This window comes from Micromonospora sicca, assembly GCF_003172935.1.
GTDB lineage: Bacteria > Actinomycetota > Actinomycetes > Mycobacteriales > Micromonosporaceae > Micromonospora > Micromonospora sicca.
In genome coordinates this window covers 1-21906 of the sequence record NZ_QGKS01000062.1, presented here as the reverse complement: position 1 = coordinate 21906, position 21906 = coordinate 1, and the positions used below count along the sequence as shown (strand labels likewise).

The following is a 21906-nucleotide window of genomic DNA, read 5'->3' as shown; positions in this document are numbered from 1 at the left end:
GGGGGTCAGGGGAGGGAGGCGCGGGCGGAGAAGGCGATGCTGGCGAGGAGGAAACCGCCGTTGACGAGCGTGAACGCCACGATCACCCAGACCGTGAGCGCCGGGGCGACGGTCAATACCAGGCCGGCCAGGAAGATCACCGCGCCGTAGTCGCGGACCAACTTCACCAGGCGTACCGGCAGCGAGGTCGAGGTGACCATGCTGGCCGCGTTCGGGCCGGCCTGCATCACCGAGGTGACCAGGTTGACCATCCAGGTGCCGGCGAAGACCGCGATCAGCCAGGTCGGCGCCGACGGGCGCTGCGCCACGGCGGTCGCGCCGAGGGCGGTGACCAGGGCGATCTGCGCGGCCACGTCGCAGAGCACGTCCACCCGCGCGCCCGCCGCGGTGCCCTGCCCGGTCACCCGGGCGAGCTGCCCGTCGGCGCAGTCGAGGGCGTACGCGACCTGCCAGCCGACCAGCGCGACCAGCCCGACCGCCCAGGCCGGTACGTCCCCGGCGGCGACCGGCCCGGCCAGCGCCACCACGGTCACCGAGGCGGCCAGGCCGAGCACCAGGTTGGCGATGGTCAGCGCGGTGGGGCGCAGCCCGAGCCGCTGGGCGACCAGCGCGAAGACCGCGCCCAGCCACTGGCTGATCGACTCGCTGAACAGGCCGCCGCCCCGGTTGACCCGGTGGAAGTCGGCGACGGTGGGGCGGGACGGCTCAGCCAAGGTGGTCGCGGAGTGCACCGGCGTAGTCTGCCAGCCGCGCCCGCGTCTCGGTAGGCGACATCGCGAGGTGTTCGAGGATCGTGTAGCGGTCCGGCCGGGTGGCCGGCGCGAACTGCACCGCCTCCACGAACCCGTCGTCGGTCAACCCCACGTCGGCGGGGAGCCGGGGCAGGCCGTGCCGGGCCAGGCAGGCCGACATCTCCGCGAAACGACGGTGGTCGCCGCGCAGGAAGGTGCAGAAGAGCGCCCCGAGCCCGGCCAGCTCGCCGTGCGAGGCGGTGCCCGGGAAGAGCGCGTCGATCGCGTGCATGATCTCGTGGCAGCCGCCGCTGGCCGGCCGGCTGGTGCCGCTGACCGCCATGGCCAGCCCGCTGGAGATCAGCGCCTCGGCGAGCACGGTGACGAACGCGTCCTGGGTCATGTCGCCGCGGTGGGCGAGGACCGCTTCGGCGCCCATCCGGGCCAGCGAGGCGGCCAGCCCGTCGACCGGCTCGCCGCGCACCTGCCGGGCCAGCTCCCAGTCGGCCAGCGCGCTGATGTTGCTCACCACGTCGCCGATGCCCGCCCGGTTGTGCCGCTCCGGGCCGGCCTCCACGAAGTCCAGGTCGACGATCACCGCGATCGGGATGTGCACCCCGTAGGAGCCCTTGATCCCCTCGCTGACCAGGCTGGCCACCGGGGAGGCGATGCCGTCGTTGGCCAGGCTGGTCGCCATGGTCACCATCGGCAGGCCGCGCCGGGTGGCGGCGTACTTCGCCACGTCGATGGTCTTGCCGCCGCCGATGCCCACCACCGCGTCGTACGAGCGGGCCCGCAGCTTGGCGCCCAGCTCATCGGCGGCCTCCAGGGTGCCGCCGGCCACGGTGAAGACGTCCGCCGAGCGCAGCGACGGCCGGATCAGCTCGGCGATCTGCTCGCCCTGCCCCGGCCCGACCACCACCGCCACGTCGCCCCCAGCGGAGATCCGCCCGTCGACGAGGATCGCGGCCAGGTCGGCCACCGCGCCCCGCCGCACGTCGATGTGCAGCGGGGTGAGGATCGTCCGGGCTAGTAGCGGCATGCGATCTCCCACGCCCGGGCCAGGTCGGCGTGGTTGTCGACCTCGACCCAGGAGACGTCACCGATCGGCGCCGCCCGCACCTCGCCGCCCCGGTCGGCGAACTCCTGGTAGCCGTCCTCGTAGTAGAGGTTCGGGTCGCGCCGCCAGGTCGCCTCCAGCGCGTCGGCGAGCGCGTCGGCCACCTGCGGCTCGATCAGCGTCGCGCCGATGTACTCCCCGTACGCCTCGAGCGGGTCCATCAGCTTGGTGATCCGGGTGAGCTGGCCGGCGGCGTCGAAGGTGGTCTTCATCTCCTCCTCCGCCAGCGCCTTGATGTTGTCGATGGCCAGCAGGATGCCCGGGCCGCGCTCGGCCAGCAGGGTCTTCTCCACGCTCACCGGGTGCACGGTGTCGCCGTTGACCAGCAGCACGCCCCGGGCGAAATGCTCCCGGGCCAGCCAGAGCGAGTACGCGTTGTTCCACTCCTCGGCCTTGTCGTTGTGCACCAGCGTGATCGTCACGCCGTACTTCTCCTCCAGGGCGGCCTGCCGCTGGACGACCGCGTCCGCCGCGTAGCCGACCACGATCACCACCTCGGTCAGCCCGACCTCGGCGAGGTTGCGCAGCGCGATGTCCAGGATGGTGGTGTCACCGTCCACCGGCACCAACGCCTTGGGCAGGGTGTCGGTGTACGGGCGCAGTCGGCGCCCCGCACCGGCCGCGAGCACCATCCCGATCATGCCGGCATCCTCCTCCGTACGACTCTGGGTCACCGGTGGAGGATAGCGCCGGGGAACTTCGCCGCTGCCGCCAGCCGTGGTTCAGCCGGGCAGGGCCGCCAGGTCGGCGAGCATCGCCAGCCGCTCCGCCCCGGGCGGCAGCTCCGGGATGCCCGCCGCGGTGTGCCCCGCCGCCCGCCACGCCGCGGCGTGCGCGTCCGCCCGGTGGTATCGCAGCGTGCCCAGCCGGTTGACGGCGAACCGGTGCGGGGCCAGCTCGACGCCGTCGCTCACAGACCGATCGACCGCAGCGCGGCGAAGCCGTTCTCGGCGATCCGCCGGATCAGCCCGTCGTTGACGTGGCGGTGCTCGTCGAGCAGCGCGACGTCCTCCTCGCCCAGCCAGCGGAACTCGGTGTGCTTGCCCACCTCCAGCCGGGGCCGGCTGAGATCGCCGTCCACCCGGACCAGGAAGTCGGACTCCAGCCGTTCCAGCCCGTCGTCCCCGGTCCAGCGGTACTCCCCGACCAGCCCGAGGACGTGCGAGACGCTCCAGCCGGTCTCCTCGGTGACCTCGCGGCGCAGCGCGTCCTCCACCCCCTCGCCCGGTTCCAGGTGGCCGCCGACGATGTCCCAGCAGTTGGGGAGAACGGCCCGGTCCGGGGACCGGCGCTGGATGAAGATGCGGCCGTCGTCGTCCACGATCAGCGCGCCGGCACAGCGGAGAGGCTCGGTGGGCACGTGACGACAGTAGCGAGCCCGAGCCGTTTTCGGCGATGCCCGGCCTTGTCCCGGTACGCATCGATGGTCCACCATGTCCATACCGGTGCCGCCGTCCCACAGGGGTGATGTGTGATGCAGGTTCGAGAAGCGATGTCCAGCGAGGTTCTCGTGGTCGGCCCGGAGCACACGCTCCGGCAGGCGGCCCGGATGATGTCGGCCCGCGGTGTCGGGTCGGCGGTGGTGATCGATCCGGACTCCGAAGGGGTCGGGATCATGACGGAACGCGACGTGCTCAACGCGATCGGCGCGGGGTTGGACTGCGACGTCGAACGCACGGCGGCTCACCTGACCTGGGACGTGGTCTACGCCGGCCCGGACTGGACGGTGGAGGAGGCGGCGGCGGCCATGGCCCGCGGCGGCTTCCGGCACCTGGTGGTGCTCGACGGCCGGGAGGTGGCGGGCGTCATCTCCGTCCGGGACCTGATGCGAGTGTGGGCCCGGGAGCACGCGCCGACGCGCGCCTGAACGGCGAGGGGACCGGGCCCGGAAAGGGCGATGGCCCGGCCGATACCGGCCGGGCCATCGCTGTGCGGTGCGGTGTGTCAGGGACCGACGAAGACCGCGTTGCCGCGCCAGTCCACGCCGTCCACGGTCGGCCCGCTGACCAGCGTGGCGCTGCCGGCCGGGGCGCCCGCGGACCAGCCCCGGGAGTAGAGGTAGCCGTTGCCCCGGCTCGCCGTGTAGAGCTTGCCGCCGCTGACGAACATGCCCCCGACGTCGGAGAAGCCGGTGGTGCCGGCGACGGTGAACCTGTCCGCCCCGACCGTGCCGGTGTCCGGGGTGAACCAGCGCCAGTAGAGCGCCTGCTGCCCGTTGACGGTGTAGTAGAGCCGGCCGGCGCTGTAGAACATGCTGTTCACGTACGGGATTTCCAGGTAGAAGTTCGACGCCATGCCCGCGTACGTCTGCGACGTGCCGGCCGGTGCCGAGCCTGTCTGCACGGTGTCCCAGAGGGCGTCGTGGTACGGGTCGACCTTGCTCGGCGTACCGAACGTGGTGCCGTCGAAGGACCGCCGGTAGAGCGACCCGTTCATCCCGTAGAAGAGCGTGCCGCCGACCCAGAAGCCGCCCTTGGCGGCCCCCCAGCCGGTGTTGTCGCTGTTGCTGACCGAGGTCGCCGAGCCGACCGTGGTGGCCCCGTCGTACGACCGCTTGGTGACGCTGTTGAGCACGGTCGAGGACGGCGCCGCCGGGATCTTGACGATCTCGATGCCCTGGATCAGCGGGTTCTCCACGACCCGACCGAAGTCGATGTCGACGTTGCCGTCACTGGTGATGACGAAGGACCGCATGGTCCCCCGGTTCGTGCCGCCCGTCTGGGCCACCGGGTCGAAGTCGTTCAGCTTCACCACGCCGTCGATCTTGACGTCGAAGATCCGCTTGCCGACCGTTCCCGTGCCGGAGTAGCGGTTGGCCAGGTAGAGCCGGACCTGGACCTGCTGCCCGGCGGTCACCGGGAAGTCCCACTGCATGTCCGGGGTGGACGACAGGTCGTACCGCTCGGCGTTGAACAGCGCGACCGGGGTGCCGGCCGGGATGGTCAGGTCGAGCGTCGCGTTGGTGGTGTACGCCGAGACGCTGCTGCCGGTGTTGTGGTACTTGCTCGGCGCGGTCGAGCTGTCGGTCGCCCAGCTCGGGCCGCTGCTCGCGGTCAGCGCCGGGCCGCCCGCGTTCACCCGGTAGAGCACGTCGGTGGCCGACGGCGGCACCGCGGTCCGGATGACCTCGACGCCCTGGACGATCGGGTTCTCCAGCACGTGGCCGAAATCGATGTCGACCATGCCGTCGCTGATCAGCGAGAACGCCCGCATCGTGCCCCGGTTGGTGCCGCCCGCGCCGGCCACCGGGTCGAAGTCGTTCAGCTTCAGCACGCCGTCGATGCTGACGTCGAACTTCCGGCTGCCGACCGCCGACGTGCCCGAGTACCGGTTGGCGAAGTAGAGCCGCACCTGGATCCCGGTGCCCGCCGCGACCGGGAATTCCCACTGCATCTCCGGGGCGGTCGAGGCGTCCCAGCGCTCGGCGTTGAAGAGCCCGACCGGGGTGCCGACCGGCACGGTCGAGTCGAGGACCGCGTTGGTGGTGTACGTCGCGACGCTGCTGCCGCTGTTGTGGTACGGGCTCGGGGCGGTGGCGGCGTCACCGGACCAGTCCGGGCCGCCGTCGATCGCGGTCAGCGTCGGCCCGCCGGCGTTGACCCGGTAGAGCACCTCGGGCTGGGTCCCCCGGCCGGCCTGGTAGACGTTGCCCGGCAGGCTCTTCGTCGCCGTGGAGTGCGGGGCGTTGCCGCCGGTCAGCGGGAAGAAGGCGATCTTCGCCCGCTTGTACTTGAAGTTGCCGATCCAGTCCTGGTCGCTGCCGAGCCAGAGGCCCTCCGGGGTGACCAGCATCTCGGTGACGCCGTAGCCGCGTGGGTGCCGGCCCGGGTTCCAGGACAGCGGCAGGCCGTTCGTCGGGTCGAGCGCGGCGATGCTGGGCCGGCCGACCGCGCCCGGCGCGGCCTTGTCCGTGCCCGAGGAGTTGTTGGACCAGCGGAAGTGGCCGCCGACGTAGACCGCCTGCTCGCTGATGCCGACCGAGAGGAAGGTGTCGCCGCCGCTGTAGTTGACCCAGGTCGGCTGCTGTCCGCCGCCGGTCGCCGCGGTTTCCCACCGCGCCGCCGAGTCGCAGAGCCCCGGGTACGCGCCGCCGGTGGTGGCCACGACGAAGTACTTGCCGTCCGGCGAGAACTGCACGTCGCGCACGTACGAGTCGAAGGAGGCCGCCCGGCAGGTCGGGGTGTAGCGGTCGGTGTTCCAGTTCATCACGGTGGCCGAGGTGTCACCGAGGCTGATCCGCACGATCTGGTCGTGCAGCGACCCGTCGGCCTTCTTGAAGTTGCCGATGACCACGAGCTGGTTGCCGTCCGGCGAGACGGCGAGCTTCTCCGGCCCGACGCCGGCCTTCGCGCCCGTGCTGCCCTCGGTCCAGTTGTGGTTCTCGGTCAGGGCGGTGGTCAGGTAGCCGTCCAGCGCGCCGGTGGCGGCGTCCAGCGAGGCGAGACCGTTGCGGGTGCTCGCGTCGGCGGTGGTGAAGATGCCGCCGACCAGCAGCCGGTCACCGACCTTGGCGATGTCGTTGACGGTGCCGTTGAACGCCGGGCCCTTGAAGGTGGTGACCAGGGAGCCGTCGGAGATGTTGACCAGCGCCAGCTTGCGCCGGTTGACGCCGTTGGCGGTGGTGAATTCACCGGCGAGGTAGACCGTGCCCGGCGTCGGCCCGGCAATCACCGCGTTCACCGGACGGTCGAGCACCGGCTTGAAGGCGGTGTCGATGTCACCGGTGGACTTGTCGAAGGCCAGCACGTACTTCTGCGTGACGGTGGTGGGGGACGAGCCGCGGTTCTCCGCCTGGGTGAACGACCCGGCGGCGATCACCTTCGTGCCCGCGTCGTAGATCGCCACCACGCTGCCGTCGACGATGTTCGGCGTCTTGTCGGACGGCACCTCCGCGACCATGGTGTTGTGGTTCGGCGCGGCGGCGAGCGCGGGGCTGGCGGTGAAGAGGCTGGCGACGCCGAGGACGGCGGCGCCGAACAGGGACACCGTGCGGTGTCTCAGGAACGAGGAAGGCACAGGCAACTCCGGAGGCGCGTCGGAGAGCTGCGATCGGGGCCGGGAGATCGGAAGGCGTAAGGCGTCCGACCGGCACGACCGACCACAGACGTGAAAGCAACACCTTCTCGCACCGAGGCGCGCCGCGTCCACCCGGGATCGTGATATTGGCCGAGCAATCCGCCGCTCCGGCCCGCGCAGCCAGTGCGGATCACACGAAAAGACGAGCCCCGATCATCGGGCCGGGATCGCGGAGGTGGTCAGGTCGGGCGGCGGCGGGGAGAAGTACGGGTCGGTGGCCATCTCGCGGAAGACCGCCGCGCTCTCCGGGTCGTTGCCGAACGTGCTGTCGTACAACGGCTTGGTGGTCTGCTTCGCGGCGAAGTAGAGCGCGGCCTTGATCTGCGGGTGCTTCTTCAGGTACGGGGCCACCTCGCGCAGCCAGTTGGCCCGCTGGCCCGGCCGGCCCTCCTGGGTCAGGCCGTACTCGCCGATCACCACCGGCCGGGGGTGCTGCTGGGCGAAGGCCATGAAATGGTCCATCCGGTTGCTGAAGCTGGCCCACTCCGGGCCCGGGTAGACGTCGGCGCAGAGCCAGTCCACCTGGTCGTCACCGGGGTAGTACGCCGCCGCGGCCCGCTCGTCCGAGGCGAAGCCGTCCGCGTGCGGGCACCACACCCAGGCCGCGTTGGTGACCCCGACCTCGGTGAAGATGCCCCGGACGTGCTTCCAGGCGGCGACGTAGTCCTCCGGTGAGTGGATGCTGGCCGCCAGGTTGGGCCGGTCCATCTCCCACCGGTACCGCAGCAGCACCGGCAGCCCGAACGCCTTCACGTCCTCGGCCCGCTGCCGGATCAGCGAGTCGTAGGTGCCGCTGACCGTCGACCGGGTGTCCGTACCCTGCCAGGAGATCATCTGGAGCTTCCCCATGGCCTGGAACGCCTGCTCGGTCGCGCCCGGGAACGACTCGTTCCACTGGTGGAACATGTGCGCCACGGTGAGCTTCCCGCCTGCGGCCCGGTTGAACTGGTCGAGCGCGGCGGCCCGCCCGGTGGCGTTGTGCCACTGCGGCTTGACCCAGGCGCCGAGCCAGGCGCCCTGCTCCGGCGGCTCGGGCCCCAGTCCGGTGGTCCGCACCGGGTCGGTCCGTGGCTCCACCGTAGGTGGTGGCGCCACCACCGTCGCCCGCTCCGCCGGCCGCTCGGCGGGATTCGACTCGCAGGCCGCCAGCGCGGGCGCCAGGCAGGCCAGGGTGAGCACAGCCGCCATCGTCCGTCGTAGTCGTCGTACCACCGCAACCTCTCCCCAGGAAGGTCGCCGGCCACGGATTCCCCCGACGGCTCCGCCTCAGCGGAGCCCAGGATGGCCGGACGACCCCACGCACTCTACCGGCGCGGCGGAGCTCACCCGGGGTAGCCGAGTTCGGTCAGCAGCGGCTCGGCCTGGGCCCGGACGTCGGCCAGGTTGGTTTCGTCGAGCCGGGCCCGCCATCGGCCGACCGAGCCGGGGCGGGCCTGGCCGAACCGGGCGAGCAGGGCCTGCCGCCCCGCCGGGTCGCCCACCTCGAGGAAGTCGGCGACCACCCCGGCGGCCTCCGCCGGCCGGGTGACGATGTCCTCGTAGCGCAGGTGGCGTACCCGCTCGGCGGGCAGTTCGGCGAGCTGGGCCAGGGCGCTGCCGGTGAACCGGCGCCACATCCACGCCGAGCGGGCCAGGTCGGAGACCCGGCTGAACTCCTCCCGCCGCTCCGGCTCGACCCAGAAGCGCGGCGCCGCGCCCCACGGGGTGCCACCGCGGCCGCTCTTCCCGGTGCCGGTGGAGGCGGCGTTCAGCCACGGCTGCTCGGCGTGCGACACCGCCACGTCCCGGCCGTCCCGGTAGACGTGCAGGAACACCGCGTCCGGGAAGACCTCGGTCAGGAACGGCACGATGAAGCAGTTCTCCGGATCCTTCTCGGCGAACCGCAGCCCGCCGTGGCCGGAGGCGGCGAGCAGCGCGCCGTAGTAGCCGCGGAAGTAGCGGGCCGCCCGCTGCGGGGTCCAGCTGCCCTCGTACACGCAGCGGGCCACCGCCTTGGTCAGCCGCGGCTCGAAGTGGTACGACACCTCCGGCAGCGCCCCGACGCAGCTGCCCAGGAAGGTGGTGCCGGAGCGGGGCGCGCCGAGGATGAAGATCGGCCGCTCGACCTTGAGGCTCAGCTTCCGGCCGGCGGCCGGCACCGGACGCTCCAGCTCCCGGCGTTCCTTCCGGTCCGCCACCAGACCTACGGCGGCGAGTTTCGCGGCCTTCACGGCGGAGAGGCCGGTGTGCGGGGCGAGGGGCGTGCTGCTGGTCATCGGTGTCCCATCGGTGGGCAGGGGCAGGTCACGACTGTGCGGCGGGCGCCGGACCGGAGCGGTTCCGGCCCCGGCGCAGCGCGCGGAGCGCGTCGAGGTGCAGGGTGGTCCGCCAGCGCCAGGCGCCGGCCAGGTACGCCGCCGCGCCGACCGCCGTCACCAGGGCGAGCACCGGCGCCGCCGCGCCGAGCAGGCTGGCCAGCCCGAGCGGCAGTCCGAACGCGGCCGTGGCGAGGGCCATCGCGGCGCGGGTGCCCCGACCGAACGGGTGCAGCCGCAGCGACCACCAGAGCTGCGCCAGCGGTACCAGGTTGGTGAGCAGGATGGACGCGGTCCAGGCCAGGGCGGCGCCGACGATGCCGTACACCGGGATGAGCGCGACGTTGGCGACCACGTTGACCGCGGTGCCGGCCATCGCGTTGTAGAAGGTCCAGGCGGTCCGGCCGGCCATGTTGAGCACCATATCGACCATGCCGCAGCCGGTCGCCACCAGCATGGTCAGCGCGAGCAGCACCACCACCCGGCGACCCGCGCCGTAGCCGGCGCCGAAGAGCGCCAGCATCGGCCCGGCGAAGGCGGCGAAGACCAGGTACGCCGGCCAGGAGAGCAGCACCAGCCAGCCGGTCGCGGCCTGGTAGAGCTGTCGCGCCTCGGCCCGGTCGTCGCGGGCGAAGGCGGCGGCCATCCGGTGCTGCACCGAGCCGGCCAGCGCCACGCTGGAGAGCTGGCCCAGCGCGAGGAACCGGGTCGCGGCGGTGTAGACCGCCGCGTCGGCCGGCCCGCGCAACGCGCTGAGCAGCACGATGTCCAGCCGCTGCACGATGATGGCGGCCAGGCTGCTCAGTGCCCGGGGCCCGGTGAACCGCCAGAACGGTCCGGCCAGCTCGCGCGCCGGCACCGGCCGGGCGACCTCGCGTTCGGCGCGCCGGACCAGCCGGCCGAGCCAGGCCAGCGCGACGGCGGCGGTCAGCAGGTAGGGCACCGCCCAGGCCAGCGGCAGCGCGCTGGTGGCGGAGAGGCCGAGCCAGGCGGCCACGGCGACCGCGACGAACTGGACCAGCGTCCGGCCGAGCCGTTCCACGGTCAACAGCGGGCGCATCTGCCCGAAACCCCGGCAGGCGGCGAGCGCGTAGTCGGTGAGCGCCGCCAGCGGCACGAAGGCCAGCAGGATGCGCAGCGCGGTCACCGCGCCCGGACCGGCCTCCGGCATGGTCAGCTCGGCGAGCGCGGGGGCGGCCAGCCAGCCGGCCAGGGCGAGCAGCGCCCCGACGGCCAGCACCGGCACCAGCCCCACCAGCACCGTGCCGCGGATCCGGTCGCGCTGGCCGAGGGCGCGGTACCGGCTGACGAAGTAGACCGTCCCCACGTCGGTGCCGAGCCGGGCCGCCGACGACGCGATCATGAACGCGCTGGCGGCGGCGAAGAACATGCCGGCCTCGCGGACCGACCAACCCCGGGTGATGACGATGTTCAACCCGAAGCCGGCCACCGCGGCGATGCCGACCCCGACCAGGTTGGCGAAGCCCTGCCGGGCCGCCCCACCCAGGCCCGCGCCGGCCGCCGCGGCCGGACCGCCGGCCTCGGCGGTCACCGCCGGGCCGGCACCGGTGTCCGCCCGGGTCACCGCCGCCACGACGGCACGCGTCCCCACCAGGTGGCCAGCCGCTCGTCGTACGGGGCGAAGTGCTCCTCGAGCCGGGCCCGCAGCTCGGCCGACATGGGCGACCGGGACCGCGAGTTGTGCTTGCCGAAGGAGATGTCCGCCCAGCGGGGCAGGCCGACGAAGTCGCAGACCGCGTCGAACGCCGGCCGCGGGTCGGCGAAGAAGTCGTCGCTGTCGATGACGTGCAGCCGCTCCCGGCCGACCAGCGACTCCAGCCGTTCCAACTGCTCGATGTACCGCCCCCGGGCCAGGTACGCGTTGTGCTGGAGGTGGTGGCTCAGGTACGCCGGGTCGGCGGTCATCCGCTCCCGCTCGCCGGCGGTCCGCTCCTCCTCCAGCGCCAGCGCCCGCTCGAACGACGACTCGGTCTCGTAGCCCCGGGCCAGCTCGTGCGAGTGCGCCGAGTACGCCCGCTCCACCGGGTCGCGCAGCAGCACGAGCAGCCGCACCCCGGGCAGGTCCTTCGCGATCCGCGCGCCAGCCAGCGGGTGGAACATGTAGAACGGGCTCGACTCGCCGGTGACCCCACGTACGCCGAGCTGCTCCCGGACCGCCTCCGCCTTCGCGGTGGTGGGGAAGTGCCCGAGGTACCAGTTCATTCCCCGCTGGTAGTCGGTGTCGAAGTAGTGCACACCCTTGTGGTACGCCGGCGGCAGCACCCCGGGGTGCTGGGAGAGCGTCTTGAACAGCGAGGTGGTGCCGCAGCGCTGCGCCCCCACGATCAGGAACCCGGGCGTCATCCGGGATCCGGCGGTCAACCGACCGACCGTCCGACTCACCGTCCGCACCGCTCGGAGCGCCTGCTCCTTGGCCACCGTCACGTCCCCACTCCTCACTCTCACCGGGCCCGACGGGCCAGGTGCTCCTCGACGGCCGGCAGCAGCCAGGCGTCGACGTGCCCCAGTCGCGCACCCGCCTCCGCCTGCCGGTCCCGCAGATAGCGCGCCGCCAGCTCCACCAGGTAGAGCACGGCGACCAGGTCGGCGTCCCGCCCGTCCTGGTCGAACGGCGCCAGCGTCCCCGCCGCGTCCGTGATCAGTGCCCGGGCGGCGTCGGTCGGCTCCACGCCGTCGTGCCCGATGGCGGTCTGCACCGCCCGGTGCAACGCGTCGTAGCCGACCGGCACGTCGGAGGAGAACCGCTCCCAGTCCCAGACCAGCACCCGGCCGTCGGCGAGGACGGCGCTGTTGCCGCCGTTCCAGTCGCCGTGCCAGGCGCCGAAGGCCACCGTCGGGTCGGCGTCCGCGACGCTCTTCAGCACCGCGCGCAGCCGCCCGGCCTCCGGCCGCGGGCCGAGCGCGTCGATCGCGTCGATCGCGTCGGCCAGCCGGGCCGCGTGTTCACTGCCCGCGTACGACCGGCGGCGTACGCCCAGGCAGCCGGCGACCGCCACCATCGCCGCCCGCTCGCCCGCCGCGGCGGCGGCTGGCGTGGCCCGGGGCAGTCGCACCGGCAGGGCCTCCTGTACGAGCAGCGCGTGGCCGTGCCACTCGGCCTGGTGCAGCACGCGGGCCAGGGTCACCGGGCCCAGCGGCAGGTCGGCGAGCCGGCGCAGCGCGGCGGCCTCCACGTCGATCAGGGTCCGGGTGAGCGGGTCGACGCCCAGCTTGGCGTACCCGAGCGCCCGCCCGTCCGGGCCGAGCAGCTGGAGCACCGGCTTGCGGTTGGCCCGCGCCGGCCCGATGTGCATGCTGACCAGCGACCGGGTGCCCAGCACCTCGGCCAGGTACGCGTCGAGCGTGCCGGCGGCGGAGCGCACCACCAGCCGGTCGCGGAACACCAGCGGCCCCAGCCCGAGCCGGAACGCGGTGGCCAGCCCCTGCCGGACCAGCTTCGCCTTCCGGCCGACCGCCTCGGTGGAGTGCCGGACGGCGCTCGCCGCGGCCCGGGGCGACCCGGTGGGCACCAGCAGCCGCGGGCGGGCCGCCGAGGGCACCACCACCCAGCCCCGGCCGCCCCGGCGCAGCGTCGGTTCGGCGGGTGCGGGCCAGATCAGTTCCGCCAGTTCGGCCAGGTACGCGGAGCGGCCGTCGCCGTCCGGGGGAACACGGAACACCATCAACGGTCACCGGCTGCTTCGATTCGGGCCCGCAGCCCACCCACGGTGCTCCTGGGCGGCGCCGGCGCGACGGCCCGGCGCAGCCGGTCGTTGCGGGCGAGCAGGGCGACCGAGATCAGGCCGTAGGCGAGGGTGGCTTCCAGCGCACCGTAGGTGAACTGGAAGAAGAGCATCAGGATCACCACCAGGCTGCCGGCGACGCCGATCGCGCTGTGGTCGTGCCGGAACCGCCAGAGGCAGTAGAGGAAGAACGCGCTGTAGCAGAACGCCCCGACGTACCCCTGTCCGACCAGCAGGGCCCAGAGCTGGCCGTTGCTGCCCAGCTCCCGGTTGCCGCACTGCTTGCAGTCGTCGGACTTGCCGATCGCGATCGACCGGTTGCTGCCGATCAGCGCCCGGTTGCCGCCGTACCCCAGGACGGGCGAGTGGTTCGCGGCGGCGATCGCGCCCTCGGAGAGAGTGGTGCGGATGTCGTCGCTGTGCCCGTTCTGCAGGCGTTCGTCGAACGTCCGGCCGAGGGGGGTGGCGATGACCAGGATGCCGATCAGCCCGACCGCGAGGGCCAGCCCGCCGAGCACCGCCATCCGGCCGCGCAGCGCCAGCCGGATCGCGACGTAGACCGCGGAGATGCCCAGGCCGATCCAGAGGCCCCGGTTGAGCGAGTAGATGATCGGGAAGACCGCCGCCAGCGCGATCGCGATGCCGAGCAGCCGGCGCACCGGCCGGCCCAGCACCACCCACCCGACCAGCAGCCAGATCAGCAGGATCGCGGTGTTCTCGCCCCACGAGTTGGTGTACTCGAACGGTGCGGAGGGGCGCGGCGAGCTGGCCTCGCCCGCCAGCACCTGCTGGACCTGGGCGAACTCCACCTGCATCAGCGAGGCGACGAAGGGCTGGCTGGCGATGGAGTGCGGCAGCACGAAGTGCAGCGGCGCGACGAAGCTGAAGGTGGGGAAGAGCGAGCCGAGGTAACCGCCGATCACGACGACGACGGCCATGAAGCCGAAGAGCCGGACCACCCGTCGCTGGGGCAGCTCCCGTTCGCGCAGGTTGAGCACGTAGAGCATGACCACGGTCATGGCGAGGTAGTTGGCCAGCCGGATGCCCCAGCCGATGTAGCGGCCGTCGCCGGACGCGGGGAGCGTGTTGGGTGCGGTGAGGTCGAGCATCAGCGCCGACAGCAGCACCCAGAGCAGCAGCACGAGCCAGAGCCCGAACCCGGGCGGCACCAGTACCGGACCGCGGCGGCGCAGCTGCACCAGCATCGGCACGGCGAAGATGACGAAGACGAACGACGACACCCCGAGCGCCCACCAGAGCGGGTAGAGCACGAAGAGCGCACTCAGCGGCCACCCCGCCGGCAACCGCAGCGACCAGGCCCGTGGTTGGACCGGCACCGGCGCGAGCCGGGCCGCACCGGGCTGGGGGCGCTGCCCACCGGCCGGGGCCGACCCGCGGGCGGGGCGGTGCGGGGTGACCGTACTCATCTCACGGTGACCTTGGCGGTGGTCGGCGCGTAGATCACCCAGGCGTTGCCCGCCTGCGGGTGCAGCAGGTCGCCGCCCAGGTCGGCGACGTTGCAGACCAACTGCTGGCCGGGCTTGCGCCAGGCGCCCTTGGCGCTCGACGGGCCGGAGACCGCGACGACCGCGCCCTCGCCGAAGACATTGGCCGAGGGCAGCGAGCGCGGCGACGGGTGCCGGACGTCCAGCGTCCGGTACTCCATGGTCAGCACGATCACCGATGCGGCGGTGACGGTGGTGGTGCCGACCTTGCCGACCCAGAGGGACTTCTGCTCGTCGTACCGCCAGACCATCGGCGGTCCGCCGGAGACCGTGACGGTCAGCTCCCGGGCCGGGGCGAGGTCGCGGGCGGCCAGGGCGGTGCCGGCGGTCGCGTAGTCGAAGACCGGCGTGGGCGGCTGGCCGCCCTTCGGCGCGGCCTTCCACAGCGCGGCGGTGGAGGTGTAGTCCGAGGTGAAGACCTTGTCGCCGTCGTCGGCCGGGGTGACCCCGGTGAGCCCGGACTTCTCGAACTGACTGAGGAAGCCGGTCGGCCCGCCGTCGTAGCCGACGAAGGGCCGCAGCACGCCGACGGACCGGATGTCGACCGGGCGGATCTCGGTGACCGGGCCGACCTTGGCGGCGTCCCGGGACTGGAACACCGCCGTCAGGTGCAGGGAGTCGGACTCGGCGAACTCGACGTACACCAGGTCGGCCGAGCCGAGGCCGGCCGGCGCGCTGGACGGGGTGACCCGGATCGGCACGGCGACCGCCTGCCGGGCGGCCACCGGCGCGGCGCTGACCGGCAGGCCCGTCAGCGGGGCCGGCGGCTGGCTCGGGGTCGGGCTCGGGGCGGGCGTCGCCGCCGCGCCCGGATCGACCACATCTATGCTGCCGGCGGGCTGGGGTTCGCTGCACGCCGTGCCGAAGCCGACCACGAGGGCCGGGGCGAGGGCGGCGCGGAGCATCTGCCGGCGGTTCACCCCAGGTCCTCGCCGGAGTCCAGGGCGTAGCTGCCGCGGCCCGGGCCGTCCGTTCCCGGGCCGTCACCCCGCGACCGGTAGGTGCTGCCGGGCCCGTTGCCGGTCACCGGCAGCGGACCGCCCGCATTCGTCGGCTTGGCCGACCCGGACGCGCCGCCCGACGCGCCCGACGCGGACGGCTTCATCCGGGGCAGCACCATGGTCGATTCCACCGACATCGCGCCGGCGGAGGGGCCGGGGCCCGGCCGCGGCTTGGGCCGGTTGGCCGGGATCGCCGGCTTGCCGGCCGGGCCGCCGCCGGCCGGTGCGGGCAGGCGCGGGGCGAGCACGGCGCCGATGACCGGGGCGTCGACCTGCTCGAACTGGCGCAGCGCGGCGGTCAGCTCGCCGCTGCGGGTACGTCCCGCCTCCGCCACCATGATCACCGCGTCGACGTGCCGGCCCAACGCCTGCGCCTCGACCGCGAGGGTCGGCTGCGCGGTCTCGATCAGCACGTGGTCGAAGCGGGCCGCCAGCTCGGCCAGGATCTCCAGCAGCGCCGCCACCGGCAGCTCGACGTCCGCGTCGAGGTCGCCGGGGACCAGCACCCGCAGCTGGCCCAGCCCGGGGACCGGGGCCAGCGCCTTCAGCGCCGGGACGTCCCGGCGGAGCACCGCGGCCAGGCTGTGCCGGCCCTCGGCGACCCCGGTGATCGCGGTCAGGGCCGAGTCCGGCTTGGTGGTGATCAGGGCGACCTGCTGGCCGGTACGGGCGTACGCGGCGGCCAGGTTCGCGGCGACGAAACCGGCGGCCGTGCCGGCCGAGCCGTCGCAGAGCAGGAGCTGACGCCCCCGGCCCGCCTGGGCGGGTTCGGGCACCGCGGAGAGCAGCACGTTGCGCAGCCGGCCCAGCTCGCGGGAGATCTTGTGGGTCGCCGGCAGCACCGCCAGCGCCGAGGTGCGCGGCGGAAGCTCCAGCAGCAGCGGCAGCCCGACCCGGTCGGAGATGTCCCGGCCGCGGCGGACCCGGGTGTCGAGCCGGTCCAGCGCCAGCGCCAGCACGATGCCGAGCAGCAGCCCGGCGCCCATGCCGCTGGCCAGGTTCAGCGTCCGGTTCGGCGAGCTGGGGCTGGTCGGCAGCCGGGCGTCGGAGATGATCTCGCCCGGGTCGGTGTCGGCGGAGAGCAGCGGGCTGAGCCGGTTGTTCAGCGAGGCGAGCTGGTTGGTCAGCACGCTCCGGTCGGCCTCGGCCCGCTCCCGCTCGACCGAGTTGGCCGGCGCCGCCGCGATCCGCCCGGCGACCGTGCCGAGCTGCTTGGTGACGTCCGTGATCTGCTGCTTCAGCGAGGTGGTCTCGTTGTCGAGGCTCTTCTGGGCGGTGGCCTTGCGCAGGTCCAGGTACGCCTGCGCGAAGGCGTGCGACCCGGCCTGGGCCTGGGCTGGGCTGTCCGCCTCGTACGCCACCTGGAGGACCTGGCTGTTCGGCGGCACGGTGACCGTCGCCGACTGGAGCAGCTGGTCGGCCGGGGTCGTGCTCTTCATCAGCGTGCGCGCCCGGTCCGCGACGACGAGCGAGCGGACCACCTGCGCCTCGGTGTCGAGGTTCACCTTGGCGTTCGGGTTGCTGTCCGCGCCGGCACCCAGCGGGCGCACCAGCAGCGAGGTGGTCGACGTGTACCGCGCGTGCTGGAACTGGCTCACCGCCAGGCCGCCGGCCGTGCCGAGGACCGCCGCGAGGAGCAGGATCCACCAGCGGCGGCGGAGCCAGCCCAGGTAGGCCATCAGGACGGGCCCGTCGGAATCGCTCTCGGCCAGGTGGGGTGAGGGCATCAGAGTGTGTCGCTCCCTTTCGACCGAGCCGGGCAGTCCACGGCGCAGCTGGACCGGACCGTGGCTTTGAGTGTCCCCGATCCGAACGATGAGGGAAAGTCTGCTCGCGTCCCGGTAAGCATGCCCAGGTGTAGGTGGACCGCGTAGATGTGGCCGACCCCGCCTGACCATTCGGCGGGGTTCCGCGCTCCCCGCCGACCCGCACCGGTCACGGCGTCCACGTCGACGCCTCGCCTGGAGCGGGTGACGGAATCCTGACACACTCCCGACCGGTCGTGGTGCGGTGGCCCCGGACCACGCCTGACCTCGCCCTCGGCCGGGGTCGGCGGCGGCCCCGGCCGAGGGCGCGCCGGTCCGCCGGACGCGCGCCGGACCGGTGGTGCCGGATCGGTCCAACGGCCACTTCAGTTGTCCACCCCCGCGCCGATAGGTTGTCATGGCGCGTCCGAGGGTCAGTCACCGAGATCCGGGCGCGGTGGCACCGGACGGGGAGGAACGTTGGTAGGCGGGTCAACCGAGGGCGCGGGTCAGGTCCTGCTCGTCGGGTCCAGTGGCGGGCATCTCGCCCAGCTGCTGGCCCTGGAGCCGTGGTACCGGGACCGGCCGCGCGCCTGGGTCACCTTCGACACCCCGGACGCCCGATCGCTGCTCGACGGCGAGGACGTCGTGTGGGCCCATCACCCCACCACCCGGAACGTGCGGAACCTGGTCCGCAACGCCTTCCTGGCGCTGCGCGTGATGCGCCGTCGCCCGGTCGACGCGGTGGTCACCACCGGCGCCGGGGTGGCCCTGCCGTTCGTCGTCGCGGCCCGGCTGCGGCGCATCCCGACGGTGTACATCGAGGTCTACGACCGGATCGACAGCGCGACGCTGACCGCCCGGCTCTGCCGACCCTTCCTCTCCGCGATGCTCGTCCAGTGGGAGGAGCAGCGCCGGATGTACCCGGAGGCGACCGTCGTGGGGAACCTGCTGTGACCGCCTACATTCCCCGGCCGCGCGACGGCCGCGGTTCGGCGCCGTACGTGCTGGCCGTGGTGGGCACCGACGTGCACCGGTTCGACCGACTGGTGGACTGGCTGGAGCGCTGGCACGCGGACCACGCCGAGGTCCGGCTCGTCCTCCAGTACGGCCACAGCCGCGCCCCGCGGCTGCCCGGCGCCGCACCGTTCCTCGGCCACGAGGAACTCCAGCGGGCGATGGCCGAGGCCACGCTCGTGCTGAGTCACGGCGGCCCGGCCACCATCACCGAGGCGCGGCGCACCGGTCACCTGCCGATCGTGGTGCCCCGGGATCCGACGCACGACGAGCACGTGGACAACCACCAGCAGCTCTTCGCGCGCCGGCTCGGCGCGGCCGGCCTGGTCCGGCTCTGCGAGTCCGAGGCCGAGCTGGTCGCCGCCCTCGACGAGGGGCTCGCCGACCCGTCCCGGTTCGTCCTGGCAGCGGACCCGGACCGGCCGGATCCGCGCGCCGAGGCGGTGGCCCGGGTCGGCCGGGTCGTCGACGACCTGGTGGCGCGGCGGGTCCGCCAGCGCATCGGTGGGCGGCGCCCATGAACGGGGACGGAACGGCGGCCGACCTGCCCCGGGTGCTCTTCGTCGGCGGCCTCGGCCGCAGCGGCTCCACCCTGCTGGAACTGCTGCTCGCGCAGAGCCCGGACGTGTGCGCGGTGGGGGAGGTGGTCCACCTCTGGGAGCGGGCGCTCGGCGCCGACGAGCGGTGCGGGTGCGGCGAACGCTTCACCGCCTGCCCGTTCTGGCGGCAGGTCGGCGAGCACGCCTTCGGCGGCTGGTCGACCGTCGACCGGGACGAGGTGCTGGCGCTCAAGGACCGGGTCGACCGGACCCGGCACATCCCCCGCCTGGCCAGGGCCTCGCTCGCCCCGGCGGAGCTCGCCGACGTCCGCCGGTACGCCGACCTCTACACCCGCATCTACCGAGCGGCGACCAAGGTGACCGGCGCCCGGGTGGTGGTGGACTCCAGCAAGCACGCCTCGCTGGCGTTCGCGCTGCGCTGGGCCGAGGGCCTCGACCTGCGGGTGCTGCACCTGGTCCGGGACAGCCGGGCGGTGGCGTACTCCTGGGGCAAGCAGGTGCGCCGCCCCGAGGTGGTCGACGGCGAGGACTTCATGCCGACGTTCTCGCCGTTCGAGGTGAGCAAGCTGTGGACCGCGCAGAACGCGGCGTTCCACCTGCTCGCCTCCCGGGCGTCGGTGCTCCGGCTGCGGTACGAGGACTTCACCGCCGACCCGGCCGGCACCGTCCGCCGGCTCCGCGAGTTCGCCGGCCTGCCGGACGACCCGGCGGCGCTGCGCATCCTCACCGGCGACGACTCCCGCTCGGCGCGACCGGCGCCGGGCGGCGACCTGGAGCCGTCGCCGCCCGCGTCGCCGGTCCGGGTGCACAGCGTCGCCGGCAACCCGCTGCGGTTCAGCGGCGGCCCGCTGCAGGTGCGCCGGGACGAGGCGTGGCGCAGCCGGCTGCCCCGCCGCAGCCGGGCCGTGGTCAGCCTGGCCACCCTGCCCTTCCGAGTCCGCTACGGCTATCTGGGCCAGCGGGGCTCCGATTCCGTGGAGACATCGTGAGCGCGAGGAGTGAGCCGGGCTTGCGAGCCCCGCAGTCGCGAACAGTGGAGGCACAGTGACCGGTCCGAGCATTTCCGTCGTCGTGCCGACGCGGGACCGTCCCGAGCTGCTGCGCGCGGCACTCGACGCGATCCTCAGCCAGGCGCACCCGGGCCCGATCGAGGCGGTCGTGGTCTACGACCAGTCCGAGCCGGACCGGTCGCTGGAGATGGACCGGGGCGACCGTCGGGTGCGGGTCATCACCAACACCCGTACGCCCGGGCTGGCCGGCGCGCGGAACACCGGGATCGAGGCGGCCACCGGCGACCTGGTCGCGTTCTGCGACGACGACGACGAGTGGCTGCCGGGGAAGCTCGCCGCCCAGCTCGGCGCGCTCGACGTCCACCCCGACGGGGCGCTGGTGAGCTGCGGCATCCGGGTCAGCTACGACGACCGGACGGTGGACCGGTCGCTGGACCGGCCCCGGGTGTCGCTGGAGGCGCTGCTGCGCGACCGGCTCACCGAGCTGCACCCGTCGACCTTCCTGATCCGGCGGGCCGCCCTGCTCGACGGGATCGGCCTGGTCGACGAGCAGATCCCGGGCAGCTACGCGGAGGACTACGAGTTCCTGCTCCGAGCCGCCCGGTACGCCCCGCTGGTCAACGTGGACAGTCCGTACGTGCTGGTCCGGTGGCACAAGCGGTCGTACTTCGCGCAGCGGTGGGAGACGATCTCGACGGCGTTGCAGTGGCTGCTGCAGCGCTATCCCGAGTTCGCCACCGTGCCGCACGGCGAGGCCCGGGTGGCCGGCCAGATCGCCTTCGCGCAGGCCGCGATGGGCAACCGGCGGGACGCCGTCCGGTGGGCGCGGCGCACGCTGGCCCGCAACCCGAAGGAGCCGCGCGCCTACCTGGCGCTGGCGGTGGCGACCCGGGCGGTGCACGCCGACCGGGTGCTGCGCACGCTGCACAAGCGCGGCCGGGGCATCTGAGCGGAACGCGACGGGCGGGTGACCAACCGGTCACCCGCCCGTTTTCGTCGCTGCCGGCTCAGGCCACGCAGAACGACCGCCAGGCCTGGATGCTCGGCGAGTCCCGCAGGCGGAAGTCGCCCTGGCTGACCACCTGGTTGTAGTACGCCACGAACTCCGGCCGCTGGCCGTTGAGGTAGCCGGCCATGGACCGGATCCACGTGGCCCGCCCGGTGCCGGAGTCGCCGGGCACCAGGTCACTGCCGGTCTCCGCCACGCCCCAGGGCTTGCCCAACTCCCGGGACTTGCTGATCATTCGGCCGTAGATCTCCTGCGGGGACGCGTACCGCTTCCACTTCGCGCCCCAGTTGTAACAGTCCCAGCCGAGCGTCTCGACCAGGTCGCCGCCGGGGTAGAAGGCGTCGAAGTTCCGCCCGGACTTGGGGTCGAGCGTCCAGCACATCAGGATGATCGTGTTGATCAGCTTCGGGTTGTCCGCCCGGTCGGCCAGCCCGGCGATCCGGCGCCAGGCTGCCTTGTAGGCGGCCGGCGTGAAGGCGCCCCGCTCGACGTCGTCCTCCGGCTCGTGGAAGTACGACCAGTACACGTTGTGGTCGCGGGGGATCGAGGCGAACCAGGACGCCAGCCGGGAGTCGTACTTCCCGCTGTTGACCTCCTGGGGGGCGGCCTTGAAGGAGACCACGACCGTCCGGTCGACGACGTCGGCCCGGCTGCCGTTCCAGGCCGGCGGGAGCCCGGGGTAGAAGACCCGGGCCATCCGGAGCCTGCCGAAGGTCCGGTCGGACCGGGAGAGTGCCTGGCCGAACGTCTCGCCACTCTGTACCGCGATCGACGCGCCGGGCAGGGTCAGGCGGGTGCCGGCGAAGGCCGGGCCGCGCCCGGCGGCCGAGGCGGACGGCGAGGCGCTGGCCGGTCGGCCGCCGAGCCCGGCCACCCCGCTCGGGGTGGCCGAGGGCGCGGCACTCCCGGGAGCGGGTGCCCCGGTCGGTGCGAGACTCGGTTGGTTCGGGCCCGCCTGCGGCGACCGGTCCGGCTCGCGCAACGTCGCCACGGCCACGCCGCCGCTCGCCAGGGCGAGGGTCACGGCCGCCGCGACGGCCAACCGCCAGCGACGGCGGGGCAAGCCGGGCGGGGCGGCCGTGACCCTCGCCCTGG

General features: G+C 73.4%; 20 protein-coding genes. 5 read left to right on the top strand and 15 right to left on the bottom strand.

The features are described from left to right. Positions 1–5 precede the first annotated feature (5 nt). The 5 genes from DKT69_RS01525 to DKT69_RS01505 all read right to left on the bottom strand — a co-directional run bounded on the left by DKT69_RS01525 (position 6) and on the right by DKT69_RS01505 (position 3211). Positions 6–731, bottom strand: a complete 726-nt coding sequence (locus DKT69_RS01525) for a CDP-alcohol phosphatidyltransferase family protein (RefSeq protein WP_109799816.1) — start codon at positions 729–731, stop codon at positions 6–8. Continuing rightward, complete coding sequence (locus DKT69_RS01520) at positions 706–1773, bottom strand: iron-containing alcohol dehydrogenase family protein (RefSeq protein WP_109799815.1); 1068 nt, start codon at positions 1771–1773, stop codon at positions 706–708. The genes DKT69_RS01525 and DKT69_RS01520 overlap by 26 nt, the downstream gene beginning before the upstream one ends. Beyond that, positions 1761–2492, bottom strand: a complete 732-nt coding sequence (locus tag DKT69_RS01515; RefSeq protein WP_109799814.1) for a phosphocholine cytidylyltransferase family protein — start codon at positions 2490–2492, stop codon at positions 1761–1763. The genes DKT69_RS01520 and DKT69_RS01515 overlap by 13 nt, the downstream gene beginning before the upstream one ends. 81 nt (positions 2493–2573) lie before the next feature. Beyond that, complete coding sequence (locus tag DKT69_RS01510; protein WP_109799813.1) at positions 2574–2765, bottom strand: hypothetical protein; 192 nt, start codon at positions 2763–2765, stop codon at positions 2574–2576. After that, positions 2762–3211, bottom strand: coding sequence for an NUDIX hydrolase (locus DKT69_RS01505; RefSeq protein ID WP_201749438.1), 450 nt, complete (start codon positions 3209–3211; stop codon positions 2762–2764). The genes DKT69_RS01510 and DKT69_RS01505 overlap by 4 nt, the downstream gene beginning before the upstream one ends. 114 nt (positions 3212–3325) lie before the next feature. Between DKT69_RS01505 and DKT69_RS01500 the strand changes: the two genes are divergently transcribed. Next, a complete protein-coding gene (locus DKT69_RS01500) occupies positions 3326–3718 on the top strand; it encodes a CBS domain-containing protein (RefSeq protein WP_109799812.1) in 393 nt (130 codons plus the stop codon). Positions 3719–3795: 77 nt separating this feature from the next. Here the strand turns inward: DKT69_RS01500 and DKT69_RS01495 are convergent, their stop codons facing one another. From DKT69_RS01495 to DKT69_RS01455, 9 genes are all read right to left on the bottom strand, one after another. Continuing rightward, on the bottom strand, positions 3796–6837 hold the full coding sequence (locus DKT69_RS01495; RefSeq protein ID WP_236647259.1) for a malectin domain-containing carbohydrate-binding protein: 3042 nt from the start codon (positions 6835–6837) through the stop codon (positions 3796–3798). A 243-nt stretch (positions 6838–7080) separates the two neighbouring features. After that, positions 7081–8115: a glycoside hydrolase family 26 protein gene (locus DKT69_RS01490; protein WP_109799810.1), complete on the bottom strand. Its 1035-nt coding sequence runs from the start codon at positions 8113–8115 to the stop codon at positions 7081–7083. A 134-nt stretch (positions 8116–8249) separates the two neighbouring features. Continuing rightward, a complete protein-coding gene (locus DKT69_RS01485) occupies positions 8250–9182 on the bottom strand; it encodes a sulfotransferase family protein (RefSeq protein WP_109799809.1) in 933 nt (310 codons plus the stop codon). A 28-nt stretch (positions 9183–9210) separates the two neighbouring features. Continuing rightward, complete coding sequence (locus DKT69_RS01480) at positions 9211–10833, bottom strand: oligosaccharide flippase family protein (RefSeq protein WP_236647258.1); 1623 nt, start codon at positions 10831–10833, stop codon at positions 9211–9213. Further along, on the bottom strand, positions 10803–11666 hold the full coding sequence (locus DKT69_RS01475; protein ID WP_109799808.1) for a sulfotransferase: 864 nt from the start codon (positions 11664–11666) through the stop codon (positions 10803–10805). Before DKT69_RS01475 ends, DKT69_RS01480 begins: the two co-directional genes overlap by 31 nt. Positions 11667–11683: 17 nt before the next feature. Further along, the gene (locus DKT69_RS01470; RefSeq protein WP_109799807.1) at positions 11684–12904 is read right to left on the bottom strand and encodes a hypothetical protein; all 1221 of its coding nucleotides are present in this window, start codon (positions 12902–12904) and stop codon (positions 11684–11686) included. Next, positions 12904–14391 carry an O-antigen ligase family protein gene (locus tag DKT69_RS01465; RefSeq protein ID WP_109799806.1) on the bottom strand — a complete coding sequence of 496 codons (1488 nt, stop codon included), beginning with the start codon at positions 14389–14391 and terminating at the stop codon, positions 12904–12906. The genes DKT69_RS01470 and DKT69_RS01465 overlap by 1 nt, the downstream gene beginning before the upstream one ends. Further along, positions 14388–15389, bottom strand: coding sequence for a DUF3048 domain-containing protein (locus DKT69_RS01460; RefSeq protein WP_109799805.1), 1002 nt, complete (start codon positions 15387–15389; stop codon positions 14388–14390). The genes DKT69_RS01465 and DKT69_RS01460 overlap by 4 nt, the downstream gene beginning before the upstream one ends. Beyond that, on the bottom strand, positions 15386–17197 hold the full coding sequence (locus DKT69_RS01455) for a Wzz/FepE/Etk N-terminal domain-containing protein (protein ID WP_109799804.1): 1812 nt from the start codon (positions 17195–17197) through the stop codon (positions 15386–15388). Before DKT69_RS01455 ends, DKT69_RS01460 begins: the two co-directional genes overlap by 4 nt. 498 nt (positions 17198–17695) lie before the next feature. Between DKT69_RS01455 and DKT69_RS01450 the strand changes: the two genes are divergently transcribed. The 4 genes from DKT69_RS01450 to DKT69_RS01435 are packed head-to-tail and all read left to right on the top strand — an operon-like array spanning position 17696 to position 20751. Then, positions 17696–18172 (top strand): glycosyltransferase family protein, encoded by a 477-nt coding sequence (locus DKT69_RS01450; RefSeq protein ID WP_109799803.1) that lies wholly within the window; start codon positions 17696–17698, stop codon positions 18170–18172. Next, complete coding sequence (locus DKT69_RS01445; protein WP_109799802.1) at positions 18169–18753, top strand: glycosyltransferase; 585 nt, start codon at positions 18169–18171, stop codon at positions 18751–18753. The genes DKT69_RS01450 and DKT69_RS01445 overlap by 4 nt, the downstream gene beginning before the upstream one ends. Further along, positions 18750–19781, top strand: a complete 1032-nt coding sequence (locus DKT69_RS01440) for a sulfotransferase family protein (protein WP_109799801.1) — start codon at positions 18750–18752, stop codon at positions 19779–19781. The genes DKT69_RS01445 and DKT69_RS01440 overlap by 4 nt, the downstream gene beginning before the upstream one ends. A gap of 55 nt (positions 19782–19836) precedes the next feature. Beyond that, a complete protein-coding gene (locus DKT69_RS01435; protein WP_109799800.1) occupies positions 19837–20751 on the top strand; it encodes a glycosyltransferase family 2 protein in 915 nt (304 codons plus the stop codon). 58 nt (positions 20752–20809) lie between these two features. On the opposite strand, the gene DKT69_RS01430 is transcribed toward DKT69_RS01435, so the two are convergent. Then, positions 20810–21906, bottom strand: a 1097-nt coding sequence (locus DKT69_RS01430) for a glycoside hydrolase family 26 protein (protein ID WP_497529357.1), incomplete at its 5' end; no start/stop codon positions are given.